The sequence below is a fragment of the Rhodococcus sp. A14 genome, from assembly GCF_011603105.1.
Taxonomy (GTDB): Bacteria; Actinomycetota; Actinomycetes; order Mycobacteriales; family Mycobacteriaceae; genus Rhodococcus_F; species Rhodococcus_F opacus.
The window spans coordinates 90,149-103,273 of record NZ_JAAOQS010000019.1 but is presented as its reverse complement, the minus strand read 5'-3'; the positions used below and the strand labels follow the sequence as shown (position 1 = coordinate 103,273).

General features: G+C 64.6%; 10 protein-coding genes. 8 read left to right on the top strand and 2 right to left on the bottom strand.

What is annotated here, in order from left to right; all coding sequences use genetic code 11:
• The 3 genes from G9373_RS13335 to G9373_RS47670 form a co-directional block, all read left to right on the top strand.
• A partial coding sequence (locus tag G9373_RS13335) for an AAA family ATPase (RefSeq protein ID WP_167115430.1) occupies nucleotides 1-2,469 on the top strand: 2,469 nt, incomplete at its 5' end.
• A gap of 1,016 nt (nucleotides 2,470-3,485) precedes the next feature.
• On the top strand, nucleotides 3,486-4,559 hold the full coding sequence (locus tag G9373_RS13330) for an alkene reductase (protein ID WP_005565823.1): 1,074 nt from the start codon (nucleotides 3,486-3,488) through the stop codon (nucleotides 4,557-4,559).
• 382 nt (nucleotides 4,560-4,941) lie between these two features.
• Nucleotides 4,942-5,271: a helix-turn-helix transcriptional regulator gene (locus G9373_RS47670; RefSeq protein ID WP_346842823.1), complete on the top strand. Its 330-nt coding sequence runs from the start codon at nucleotides 4,942-4,944 to the stop codon at nucleotides 5,269-5,271.
• A 166-nt stretch (nucleotides 5,272-5,437) separates the two neighbouring features.
• On the opposite strand, the gene G9373_RS13320 is transcribed toward G9373_RS47670, so the two are convergent.
• Entirely contained in the window at nucleotides 5,438-5,884 is a 447-nt protein-coding gene (locus tag G9373_RS13320) for a cupin domain-containing protein (RefSeq protein ID WP_005565825.1), read from the bottom strand.
• 105 nt (nucleotides 5,885-5,989) lie between these two features.
• Nucleotides 5,990-6,487, bottom strand: coding sequence for a MaoC/PaaZ C-terminal domain-containing protein (locus tag G9373_RS13315; protein WP_052023967.1), 498 nt, complete (start codon nucleotides 6,485-6,487; stop codon nucleotides 5,990-5,992).
• A gap of 283 nt (nucleotides 6,488-6,770) precedes the next feature.
• On the opposite strand from G9373_RS13315, the gene G9373_RS13310 reads away from it, so the two are divergent.
• From G9373_RS13310 to G9373_RS13290, 5 genes are all read left to right on the top strand, one after another.
• On the top strand, nucleotides 6,771-7,661 hold the full coding sequence (locus tag G9373_RS13310; protein ID WP_043789338.1) for a CoA ester lyase: 891 nt from the start codon (nucleotides 6,771-6,773) through the stop codon (nucleotides 7,659-7,661).
• Between the two features lie 39 nt (nucleotides 7,662-7,700).
• Nucleotides 7,701-8,168: a MaoC family dehydratase gene (locus G9373_RS13305; RefSeq protein ID WP_005565830.1), complete on the top strand. Its 468-nt coding sequence runs from the start codon at nucleotides 7,701-7,703 to the stop codon at nucleotides 8,166-8,168.
• The gene (locus G9373_RS13300; protein ID WP_005565832.1) at nucleotides 8,165-9,001 is read left to right on the top strand and encodes a fumarylacetoacetate hydrolase family protein; all 837 of its coding nucleotides are present in this window, start codon (nucleotides 8,165-8,167) and stop codon (nucleotides 8,999-9,001) included. Before G9373_RS13305 ends, G9373_RS13300 begins: the two co-directional genes overlap by 4 nt.
• Before the next feature lie 393 nt (nucleotides 9,002-9,394).
• Complete coding sequence (locus G9373_RS13295; protein ID WP_005565836.1) at nucleotides 9,395-10,519, top strand: substrate-binding domain-containing protein; 1,125 nt, start codon at nucleotides 9,395-9,397, stop codon at nucleotides 10,517-10,519.
• 63 nt (nucleotides 10,520-10,582) lie between these two features.
• A complete protein-coding gene (locus G9373_RS13290; protein ID WP_005565839.1) occupies nucleotides 10,583-13,123 on the top strand; it encodes an ATP-binding cassette domain-containing protein in 2,541 nt (846 codons plus the stop codon).
• Nucleotides 13,124-13,125: the final 2 nt, after the last annotated feature.

Here is a 13,125-nt window from a genome sequence, read left to right as displayed (position 1 = left end):
ACCCGATTCCGCCCGCCCACGCCGACCCGGCAACTGGTCGAGCGTAGACAACTCATCGACTCCCTACGCGCTGGACAGCGGCGCCGGTTGACGGTCATTCACGCGCCGGCCGGATTCGGCAAGAGCACCCTCGCCGCCCAATGGGGTGAAGTGCTGACAGAGGAGAGTGTGGCGGTCGCATGGCTGACGGTCGATCACGATGACAACAACGTGGTGTGGTTTCTCTCGCATCTGGTCGAGGCGATCAGACGGGTCCGCCCGACCCTGGCGCGCGACCTCGGGCAGGCGCTCGACGAGCACGGCGACGAGGCCGAGCAGTACGTCCTGTCTTCACTGATCAACGAGATCCACGCCCGCGGTGAGCGGGTGGCGATCGTGATCGACGACTGGCACCGGGTCACCGACGCCGGGACACGCGGAGCCATGGGATTCCTACTCGACAACGGCTGCCACCACCTCCAGGTCGTCGTGGCAAGCCGCACCCGGTCCGGCCTTCCGATGAGTAGAATGCGCGTGCGTGATGAACTCGTCGAAATCGACTACACAGCATTACGTTTCGATGAGAATGAGACACGATCCTTCCTGGTCGACCTGGGCGGACTGGAGCTGGAGCAAGAGGATATCGCGGACCTGCGGGACTCGACCGACGGGTGGGTGGCGGCGCTGCAATTGGCGTACCTGTCACTGCGCGGACGCGACGACCCCACCGAACTGATCGGGCACATGTCGGGTCGGCATCACGCCATCGGCGAGTTCCTCGCCGAGAACGTGCTCGACACGTTGGAACCGGAGATCCTCGATTTTCTGCTGGCGACGTCGGTTACCGAACGGATCAGCGGGAGCCTTGCGGGCGCGCTGGCGCACGTGTCACGCGGGCAGGCGCTACTCGAAATAATCGAGGAGCGGGATCTGTTCCTGCGACGGGTGGACGAGGACGGAGTGTGGTTCCGGTACAACCACGTGTTCGCCGAGTTCCTGCAACGACGACTCGAGCGTGATCAACCCGAGCGGATCGACGAACTTCACCGCACGGCATCGACCTGGTTCGCCGATCACGAGTTGCTCGGCGAGGCCGTCGATCACGCACTCATGGCTGGGGATCAGGTCCGGGCGGTCGAGCTCGTCGAGCGCGATGGGATGCACCTGATCGAGTACTCGCACATGACGACCCTCCTCGGGATGGTCGCGAAACTCCCTCCCGCGCTGACGGAGTCACGTCCGTGGTTGCAACTCGCCGTAGCCTGGGCCAATATCATGCTGCACCGGGCCGAACCTGCACAGAGAGCACTCGACCTCGTCGAATCAACGCTCGATCGTGTTCCCTCCACCGACGAGGTCGCCGATCTGAGAGTAGAGGTCGCCGTGATGCGGGGCGTTATTCGGTTCCGGGCGGACCGAATCGACGGCGCGGACGAGTTGGTCCAGGCATGCCTGCCGCGGCTGGACACGTTGCGGCCGTGGGTTGTGTCGAGCGCCGCGAACATGGCAACCTACCGCGCGACATACCAGTTCGATTTCGACGAAGCACGCCGATTGCAGGAATGGGCCTTCGCATTTCATGCGCGAACCAACGGTCCGTACCTGGTGATGCACGGGCACTGTTTCGCCGGCCTCGCCGCCTACGAGCAACTCGATGTCGCCGCGGCGGAAAGCAGCTTCCGGGCTGGCGTCCGTGTGGCAAGGAAGATGGGTGGTACGCACTCGGAGGCCGCGCGCCTGGCCGATTCTCTCCTCGGCGCGTTGTTGTACGAACAGGGCGAGATCGACGAAGCCGAACAGTTGCTCGACGAAGGCTATGAGCTTGGGGGCGAGGGCGGTCTCGTGGAGTTCAAGATCCCTCGGTATGTCCTCGGGGCGCGTATCAAGGCCCTGCGGGGCGACCGAATAGCGGCAGCGCAGCGACTCGATGAGGGGGCGAGGATCGCTGTGACACTGTCTCTTCCGCGATTGCGAGCAAACGTCGAGAATGAACGGATCAGGCTGGGGCTTCCCCTGAGCTCCGATATCGCGGTCTCGCCGCCCGCAGAATATTGCTCTCGTCGACGACCGGTGGACGGAATCGAGGCACTGACGGCGCAGGTCGAAGAGGCAACAGCCACCAGACGGCTGCTCGACGAGCATTCACCGGACCAGGCCGACCTCGCCTGCACATGGGCACAGGAGTGGACGAACCGACTCGAAGGCCGCGGCGCACACAGGCTGTTGATGCAGGCCAGAAGGTTACTCGTGGCCTGTTTGTCCGCCTCGGGCCGCGTCGACGAAGCCAAGGAACTGCTCACCTCGATCGCAGCACAATGCGCCGAGCTGGGCCTCGTACGTCATCTTCCCGATGGTGGACCACACATCGTCTCGCTCATCGCGGCGCTGCGGGACGATCAGGTCGCCGGGCGGTGGCGTAGAGACTGGGCATCGGTCCCTGCCACTTTCCTCGCGGACCTGGTGACTGCAGAGGCGCCGCACAGGATCTGATGAGTTACCGCCAGCGACGCGCTCTGGCCGCTACCCAGGCACGCTTCGGCAGGGAAGCGTTATCGCTGATCACGGCACGAGCCCTCACCGTGACATGTTGACTCCTGTTTGGGAACTGGACGGGGCACTGCCGATGGGATGGGGAGGCGGTCCCACCGGGCTGTGGCCTCGGACGCTGAGATGTGCGCGAAGGGTCGATCTTCGAGCGGATCGTGATGTTGGATGTTGCGGCGGTATCCGACTCGTGACTTCAGCTGCGAATCTCCTCGAGGGCGCACAGCTTGTCGATAGGGTCTGGAACATGGTGACTCGTCACTTCTCGCGTGTCCGCAGTTGTTGACTCTGAAACGATCACGGATCCTCCTCGCCTAGGGATACCTATCCGGTCCGGTGGGAGCGCTGGGCTGGATCTACTGCGAGCCGTCCGTGTTTGCTACGGATACGTCGCGCAGCCAGAAGGGCGGCCGACGATTCGACCGGCGCGTCGGGAACGACCAAGTAGATGCGACGAACGTAGTAAAGCCTACAAACGCTCGTTCGATGGATGAAACGTAGATCATAGTTCAGGTGGGCGCAAGAGTTGCGGACGCCGAACGCGCACCCGTCGGCGCCGATCGCGCCACATCGCCACGGGCCGTGACACGAACCCGGCGGCGCGCCCCCCTGTGAGGGTTGACACATCGGACTCTCCCGCTAATACTTACGAACGTCCGTACGTTTGTTGCACGGGAGAGGGACTTCGATCGGAGACGATCACACGCGGTGGCACCAGAAGAGTTCAGTCGAGACATCAACCCCACCTGAGCATTAACGATATCTGTCGATTCGTCTTACTGCGTCGATGAGACTGAGCTCCCGGGGCTCGACCGACGATTACACACCCGAATTTCACGCGCACCAGACAAACACCGATAACGCGGTCGACACCTAGCCACGCAAAGGGCACTACTGGTGCCGATGCAAGCCAGGCGGTGACCGGGCCGACAAACATTTCCACCCTAAGGAGTTCTCAGGTCATGTTGTTCGAGACATACAAATTGGGTCCACTCGAGCTGTCGAATCGAGTCGTCATGGCACCCATGACGCGGGTTCGCGCCTCCGAGACGGGACTGCCATCCCAGAGTGCCGCGCTCTACTACGCGCAACGCGCCAGCGCGGGGCTCATTGTGAGCGAGGGAATCTCGCCGTCGAAGCAGGGACAGTCCGAGCCGAACATTCCTGGTCTCTACAACGATGAGCAGGAGGCGGCCTGGCGCCCGATCACCCAGTCTGTTCACGATGCCGGCGGCCGGATCTTCGCCCAGCTCATGCACGGCGGCCGCGTGGGGCACCCGGAGATCAACGGAATGCAGCCGCTCGGAGCCTCGCCCATCGCCGCCCACGGCACCATCTTCAACTCCGGTGGTCGGCTCGCGTTCGTCACTCCCGTCGAGATGACCGTCGAGCAGATTCAAGAGCAGATCAACGTGTTTGTCGCGGCGGCCGAGCGCGCGATCGCTGCCGGCTTCGACGGCGTCGAGATCCACGGCGCCAACGGCTACCTGATCCAGCAGTTCCTGTCCGACAACAGCAATCAGCGCACCGACCAGTACGGCGGGTCGCACGAGAACCGGGTACGCTTCGCGGTCGAGGTCGCTACCGCCGTCAGTACCGCCATCGGCGCCGACCGGGTGGGGATCAGATTCTCGCCCGGCGGAAAGTTCCACGACATGAACGAAAGCGATCCCGAAGGCCTGTACACAACCCTTCTCAACGCCCTGAATCCGCTGGGATTGGCGTACCTTCACATCCTCGAGACTGCATCGGACGACGTCAACGACCGGATCCGGGAAATCTGGACCGGCCCGCTGATCGTGAACCCGGCAATTGTCGGAAGTGCAGACTTCGTCGACAAGGCGAATGCCGATCGATGGTTGGCACGCGGCGGCGACCTGATCGCATTCGGTCGGTACTTCATCTCCAATCCGGACTTGGTGCGTCGCCTGCGCGATGGTCTCGAACTGACCATGCCCGATCTCGACACCTTCTACTCGGGCGGCGACAAGGGTTACATCGACTACCCGGAGTGGTCGGACAGCGCCGTGGGCTGACACCCTTGGGCGGGCCGGGCCGGAGTTCCTCCGGCCCGGCCGGATTCCGGGTCTCGGCGAGTAGCTCGACTGAGGTGGTGAAATCGGCGCAACTGCTTCGGCGGCGTCGCGCTCGAACCCGTCCTCGGAACCGCTTCTTTCAGTGAAGTTGCTACGGTGCCCGACACTCGCTTACACTTACGAGTGTTTGTTCGCTTTAGCCTATGACCCTACCTGGCGGTTGGCAAAGATCCCCTGCCGGCCAACCATTTCAGGCCGAGTTTCAGCAGGTCTCGAAATCCGCGTCGGGACGTCCATGGCTCGGTGGGACCCGGAGGTTGGGGAATCGATGACGATGTACGCCGAGCTGGGCCGAATCCTCGACGTGCTTCGCTCTCAGCACGTGACCGACCGGGCGGCACGTCTTCGCGCCGCATCGGCGCTGGAGAGGGTCCTCCTCTCCGACGTCCACGCTAATCCGTGTGTTCACGCCGGTCTCACGGCCCGCGCGGATACCGCATGCCCTTCGGATCACGACCAGCCGTTGACCGGTCGCGAGCACGAGATATTGGGCATGATCGCCGATGGTGCGTCGAACGCCGAAATCGGTCGTGACCTGTACATTTCGAGGAACACGGTCCGGTTTCACGTCAGCAATATCCTGCGCAAGATGTCGGTGAACAATCGCACTGCGGCGGTCGGGAAGATGACAACCGGCACCGCCGCGCGCTGACACTTCTCCCCAGGTTGCCCCCGTCTCGGCACACCGAACGGCCGATATGCGTTCCGCCTCCCGACACACCGAAGCCCCCCAGCCGTGATTCGACCGGAGGACTTCCGTGGGTGGAAAGATTGAGCCGCAGCGAAAGATGCCTGCGGATGAGGCGATGACGGGAAAGTCAGTGCGCCTCGGCGTGAGTACCGACCCGGACATATCCGGCGAGGGTGGTGTCGTCGACCTCGGGCAGGTTGACGACGATGTTCTCGGGCGTGCGGGTGGTGAGCCAGATGAGTTCGTCGGTGGTGCTCATGTTGGCTTCGACGTGCGGCATGAAGGGTGGGACGAAGACGAAGTCCCCTTCGGACATGTCGATGTACTCGCTGAAGTTCTCGCCGAAGTAGATTCGCGCCTTGCCGGTGAGAACGTAGCCGCCGGTTTCGGCCTCACCGTGATGATGCGGCAGTGACCGATATCCGGGCTCGTTGAAGACCTTCCCGAACCAGATCTTCGTCGCCGGCGTGTGCTGGACGCTGACCCCGGAGACACGCACGGCACCACCGGATTGGCCCGTGTTCTGCGCTTCCTCTCCCTTGCGAGTTACTACCGGCTTGTCGTGCTCAGCCATGCTCGATTCCTTTCAAAGAACAAACGTTCGCCTGTAGGCGAGGGTACGAGCGCACCCTCGATCGCACAAGAGTGCGCGACGGTCACGCTCCGACGACTGCACGCGTCAGCGAAGCGGCTCGGGGCGCCGGCGGATCATGAAGCTGCTCCGGAAGGTCATCACGGCTTCGCCTCGCTGATTGAGAGCGCTGTAGGCGAAGGACCAGATGCCCTGGTCGGGCTTCTTCGTCGGGCGGGCGGCAATGAGCTCGGCTTCGGGATGCAGGGTGTCGCCGATGAGCACGGGACGCAAGGCGCGCACCTCGTCGAGGCCGAGCCAGGCGACGACGTTGTTGAAGTAGCCGGTCTGAGTCGCCAGCCCCAGGGCGAGCGAGAGCGTGAACGGCCCGTGCGCGATCCGCTGCCCGAACTGGGTGCCGGCGGCGTACTCCTCGTCGAGGTGCAGCGAGACGATGTCGCAGGTCAGGCCGGCCCACTGCACCAGGTGCGCATCGGTGACGGTCATACCGGGACCCCGGAGTACGTCCCCCAGGTCGAGGTCCTCCCACCAGCGATCAGGCTGCCCGATCACTCGTGTGGCAGTACTGACGTCGTTGATTGTCATCGAAACTCCTCATAGCGCCGGCGCCGCCGGCCGTGTTAACGTACGAGCGATTGTTCGTTTAACAGTACGGGCCACCAACCCGCTGGTCAATCATTTGGTCAAAGCCTTGCACCACGAAGTCTGGATGTTACGAAATGCCGCACACCACGAAATATCGCGCCGCGTCCGCGGCGGGTTCGGATACGGCCGAGTGGCCGAGGCGGCGACCGTCAGTCTCCCCCGGGAATTTGCGGGGAGCCTGTGTCGTCGCCGCACCGGCGGTGCCCTATCGAGTGAGGAAGTAATGCGACCCCTACGTTCTCTCCAGTTCGTGCCGGCTCATCGTGAGGGCTGGGCACAGAAAGCTGTGCGCGCCGGTGCCGACGCCGTGATCCTCGATCTCGAGGACTCGGTTCCCGAGCCGAGCAAGGCGGATGCCCGCGCAATGGCAGCCGAGACGATCGACGCCCTGCGCCGTGACCATCCGGATGTGACGGTGCTGGTGCGCCCGAACCCACTCGACACAGACCATTTCGGCCGAGATCTCGCGGCCGTGGTGCGCGCGGGACTCGACGGGTTGCTGTTGCCGAAGGTGTACGGAGCCCGTGAGGTCCTCGACTTCGCCGCGTTGCTCGAGCACTTCGAGATCGAGGCCGCCCTGATCCGTGGCAGCGTCGAGGTGATCCCCACTCTCGAAACCGCGAAGTCGCTGGTGAACTGCGAGTCGATCGCGGCGGCCCATCCCCGGGTCGCATCGCTGATGGTCGCGGCGGCTCGCGATGCCGATGTCTCGCGTGAGGTCGGTTTCGAGTGGACCGCCGAGGGCCTGGAAACCCTGCATTACCGCAGCAAGGCCGTGCTCGCCTGCCGCGCCGCCGGGTTGGCCCATCCGATCGTGGGACTGTGGCAGGAGATCTCCGACCTGGACGGGCTGCGCCGGTTCGCCGAAGGCAACCGGCGACTGGGCTTTACCGGGCAGGTGCTTATCCATCCCTCGCACATCGAGACGGTCAACGACGTCTATGCGCCGGACCCGAAAATCGTCGACCGCTTTCGCCGCATGATCGAGGCCTTCGAACAGGCCCAGGCGAACGGGCAAGCGGCGGCACTGTTCGAGGGCGAACACGTCGACATCGCCCACGTCAAGACCGCTCGCGGCGTGGTTGCCCTTGCCGAAACCATCCAGTCGCGCTGACCCCATCACCCGACCGACCGAACCCTTGAGGACCCTAAAATGAGTGGATTGTATTTCGAAGAACTCGAGCCGGAGCTCACCATCAAGCACGCGGTGACCCGTACAGTGACCGAAACGGACAACCTGCTGTTCACGACGCTCACGATGAACGTGCAGCCGCTGCACCTCGATGCCGAGTTCGCCAAGGACAGCATGTACGGCGAGCGCATCGTCAACAGCGTCTTCACCCTCGGCGTCGTCGTCGGTATTCCGGTGCAGGAAACGACTCTCGGAACGACGCTGGGCAACCTCGGGTTCGAGGAGATCGCCTTCCCCGCGCCGGTACTGATCGGCGACACCCTGCGCGTGGAAACCGAGATTCTGTCGCGCCGCGAGTCGAAGTCCCGCCCGGATACCGGCATCGTGCGCTTCGAGCACCGCGGTTTCAACCAGAACGACAAACTGGTCTGCCGCGTCCAGCGATCCGGTCTGATGCTCAAGAAGCCCGCCGAGGTCGCCGTCTCATGAAACTGGCCACGCTGCGTGTGGAGGGATCGACCGCCGCCGCACGGATCGACGGCGGAAACGCGGTGCTGATCGAGCCCTATCCCAGCCTCTCGGATCTGCTACGCGACCCGCACTGGCACCGCATCGCCACCGAGGCCTCCGGGCAGGTTGTCGACCTCGGTGCCGTGGAGTACGCCCCCGTGGTCACGCACCCGACGAAGATCGTGTGCGTGGGCCTGAACTATGCGAACCACATCGAGGAGATGGGACGCGAACTCCCCCGCTACCCGACCTTGTTTGCCAAGTTCCCCGAAGCGCTCATCGGCGCCTACGACGACATCCACGTCCCGGCCTACGCCGATCAGCAGGTCGACTGGGAAGGGGAGCTCGCCGTCGTCATCGGCAAGAAGGCGAGATCGGTGCAGGCCGCCGACGCCGGCGAGTACATCGCCGGCTTCGCGGTCGCCAACGATGTCACCATGCGCGACTACCAATATCGGACTCAACAGTGGCTGCAGGGCAAGACGTTCGAGGGAACGTGCCCGCTCGGTCCGACGCTGGTGACCCCGGACGAGTTTTCGCTCGGTGCCACCCTGAACACTCTCGTCGACGGTGCCACCGTCCAGTCGGACTTGACCGGCGACCTGGTGTTCACCCCGGCCCGGTTGATCGAGTACATCTCCCACATCGTCACCCTGCAGGCCGGGGACGTGATCTTGACCGGAACTCCCGGCGGGGTCGGCCACCCGACCGGAACGCATCTGTCTGACGGCCAGACACTCACCACGGAGATCACCGGCCTGGGCACGCTGCGCAACACCGTGTGCGTTGCCGCCCCGGTCCCGGTCGGCTGACCCCTCCGCGCTCCACAATCGAATACGGCACGGCCCAGCCCTTCCAGTCCGTCACGGACCGGAAGGGCTAGTGGCCGTTGCTTCGCGAGCGTCCTTCGAGCCCTGCGGCCCCAGATCGCGCACCTCGGTTCCCACCCCCAGTGTTCGCGCGACACCGAACCCCACGGCAGCGAGCACACGTGCGGTTACCCACCGACGCAACAGGGTTGGTGCGTCGACGATGAGGGCGCGTCACGTGCGGCACTGCCCTGTCGGCGTGCGACGGCCGCGAAATACCCAATCGTCCAGGTAGCGGCATGCCGTAGATCACCCGTTGACGGATGCTGTGCTCTACGCCACAATACAAACAAACGAGCAAACGTTCGTCTGTGTCTGGCAGAAGAAGGAAAATCCATGAACGCTCTGTCTTGTCGTCGCGCAGCCCTTGCCGGAGTTGCCCTCAGCGCAGTCCTCAGCGTCGCGGCATGCACGGCCAGTGCTCCGGCAGAATCGGGTGGCAGCTCAGGAGGTTCGACGAGCGACGGCGGCCAGGCCCTGCCGGTCGAGCAGCTCTGTGGTGACCAGCCACTCAAGATCGCGCACGTCGCCGGATTCGGCGCCAACTCGTGGCGCAAGATCACGCAGGCCGAACTCACCGACGAACTCTCCGCCTGCCCCAACGTGACCCTCGAGTACACCCAGGCCGACAACGATCTGCAGAAGTACATCACCGCGATCAATTCTTACACCGCACAGGGTTTCGATGCGATCGTCACGTACGACGACTTCGGCAGCCAGGCCCTCAGCGCCCTGAAGAACGCCCATGACGCCGGCGTGGTCGTCGTCCCCTACATCGCCGATCCCGGCGGTGAGGTCGGTGTCGACTACGACGGCTACGTCCAGTACAACTTCGACGTCGAGGGCGACACGATGGCCAAGTGGCTGGGCGGCCAGGTCCAGCCGGGCAGCAAACTGCTCTTCAGCGGTGGACTACCGGGCGGAAGCCCCTCGACGGTCGCCCTGTGGGACGGAATCAACGAGACCTCCAAGGAGCTCGGTGATCCCTTCACCCCGCTGACCAACGAGCCGCAGCCCTCGAGCTGGGACGCGGCATACGAACAGCGCGCCATGGCCGGCGCATTGACCAAGTACCCCGAGATCGACGCCCTGGCATCGGATTACGGTGTCGCATCGAAAGGTGGACTGCGCGCCTTCATCAACGCCGGTCGGCCGATCCCGCCGCTGGCCACCTCCGCTACCGACAACGAACTCGGGTGCATGTGGCTGCAGCACCACGAGGCCAACCCCGGCTTTCAGTTGTTGACCCTCGACGGCACCACGACCGTCGTACGCATCGCAGCCCGCAAGGCGCTCGCCGCACTCAACGGCCGGCCCGACAACGAGCCGGAGAACTTCGAACTGCCCACGTTCGTCGACACCCTGGGCGGCAAGCTCCCGACCTGCCGCGAGGATCTGCCGCCGGACGCCGACCTGTCCTCGGCGCTCTCGCCCGAGCAGCTCTCGGCCGTCTTCCAGTAGCGGCTGGGCGCCAGGGATATGGAGTGGTCAACTATGACTCAGCAAGACATTGTCGAGGATGTGATGTACGTGAGTGACGTACAGGTTCAGGAAAGTCCCGTTCACGAAGTGCCCGATCAGGACGTCGTTCTCCGGCTCGAAGCGGTGGACAAGAAGTACCCGGGCGTGCACGCAATCAAGAACGTCTCGCTGACGGTCCGGCGCGGCGAGGTTCATGCGCTGGTCGGCCAGAACGGCGCCGGCAAGTCCACGCTCGTCGGCATTGCGGCCGGTTCGATCACCGCCGATTCGGGGACGGTGGAGATCGGTGGCGTCGCCGCCGCCGACCCGTCCCCGGCGTGGTGCCGCGAACAGGGGTTGGCCATCGTCTACCAGGAACCAGCCCTCCTTCCGGACCTGACGGTCGCCGAGAACATGCGCCTGAGCATGCCCGAGGAACTACGCCCATCCGTCGGGGACCAGGTCAGCTGGGCAGAAGGCATCCTCGCGCGGTGGAGCAACGTGGCGTCGATCGATCCACGCACTCCGGTGCGCGAGTTGCAGCCGGACGCGCGGTTCGTCGTCGAAATCGCCAAGGCTCTGGCCGAGGAGCCGAAGGTCATCGTTCTCGACGAGCCCACCGAGCACCTCCTACCGCCTGCAGTCGCGGAGTTGTTCCGGCTGGTGTCGGAGCTGATCGCGGCCGGCGGTGCCGTCGTCTACATCTCGCACCGCCTCAACGAGGTCAAGCAGATCGCCCACACCGTATCGGTGCTGCGCGACGGCGCGCTGGTCGGCACGTTCACCGGCGCCGACGTCACCGAGCAGGACGTGGTCAACCTCGTCGTCGGCCGGGAACTCACGCGCGGTCACACGCGGGCCGACACCCGCTCGAGCCGGCTCGGTGACACCTTGCTACAGATCACCGACTTCTCCGGCGAGGGTTTCGACGACCTTCACCTGCAGGTACGCGCCGGCGAAATCGTCGGGTTCGCCGGTGTCGAGGGACAAGGCCAACGTGAGGTGCTCCGCGCGCTCGGCGGTCTGGTCAGCAACCACGGCACCGTCGAGATCGACGGCCGCCCGGTCAGGACGTCGAGCCCGACCACCGCACTGGCCGGTGGGATCGCCTATCTCCCCCACGACCGGCACAACGAGGGCATCCTGCCGGGACTGAGCCTTCGGGAGAACGCCTCGCTGGCCTCGCTGGGGCGGTTCACCCGCTTTGGTGCCCTCTCACGCCTGCGCGAGCGCAAGGCCACTTCCGAGACGTTCGCGTCGATGCGGGTCAAGGCTCCCTCCCCCGAGGTCGACATCACCACCCTCTCGGGCGGAAACCAGCAGAAGGTCGTGCTCAGCCGGGTGCTGATGACCGAGTCCACGGTGATTCTCGCCGATGAGCCCACCCAGGGTGTCGACATCGGTGCGCGGGAGGAGATCTACACCATCCTCCGAGAGGCGGCGGCGCGCGGGGCGGCGATCATCGTGCTCTCCTCGTCGGCGGCGGAACTCGAGCAGCTCTGTGACCGGGTCATCGTCTTCTCCCGGGGGAAGGCCGCGAAGGAGCTCGTCGGCGACGAACTGACCGAGCACGGCATCGCCCAGGCCGCGCTCAGCGCAACCGGTAGTCGTAGCCGGGTCGGTACGGCACTGCGGAAGGTCACGCTCGGCCGGAAGATCTCCCGCAGCGACCTGACGCCCGCCGCGATTCTCGCGCTCGCCACCGTGCTGCTGGCGATCGTCGCGATCCTCCAGAGCGAGTTCTACCTCACGTCACGCAACTTTGGTCTGATCCTGCCGCTGCTGGCCACCCTCGCGTTCTTCGCGATGGCACAGCAGGTGGTGATGATGATCGGGGGCATCGACCTGTCGGTGGGCCCACTGGCCGGTCTGCTCGTCGTTGTCGGCTCATTCGTGCTGTCGGCGTACAAGACACCCATCGGCATGATCATCGGCCTGGTCGTCCTCGCGATCGTCGCCGCGGTTGTCGGCCTGGTGAACTGGACACTGGCGGTCGTCGTCAAGATCAACCCGTTGATCGCAACACTGGTGACCTACACCGCGATCCAGGGCATCGCCTACCTCCTGCGTCCGCTGCCCGCGGGCAAGATCGATCCAGTCTTCACCTCGTACGCATCGACCAAGCTCGGATTCGTACCGATCATGCTGGTTGTGGCAATCGTCGTGGCGGTGCTTCTCGAAGTCGCCATGTACCGCACCATGTTCGGTGTCCGACTGCGAGCCACCGGATCCCAGCACGCCACGGCTGACCGCATCGGAGTCCGCACCAAGTGGATCACTCTGGCCGCCTACGTGAGCTGCTCGGTGCTGATCGTCCCGGCAGCCGTGCTGCTCATGGCGCAGGCCGGTACCGGCAACGCCAGTATCGGTGACAGCTACACCCTCGCCAGCATCGGTGCCGCGGTCCTCGGCGGCGCCTCCATCTTCGGCGGGCGCGGCTCGTTCATCGGAGCCTGCCTCGGCGCAGTGCTGGTGATCCAGATCAACACGGTCGTCCAGTTCATCGGGCTGCCGCTGTATTGGCAGCAGTGGCTTCTCGGCGGTCTGACCATCGCCGCGGCCGCCTTCTACTCGAAGTCCCGAACCCTCGCAGAGCGGAGCTGACC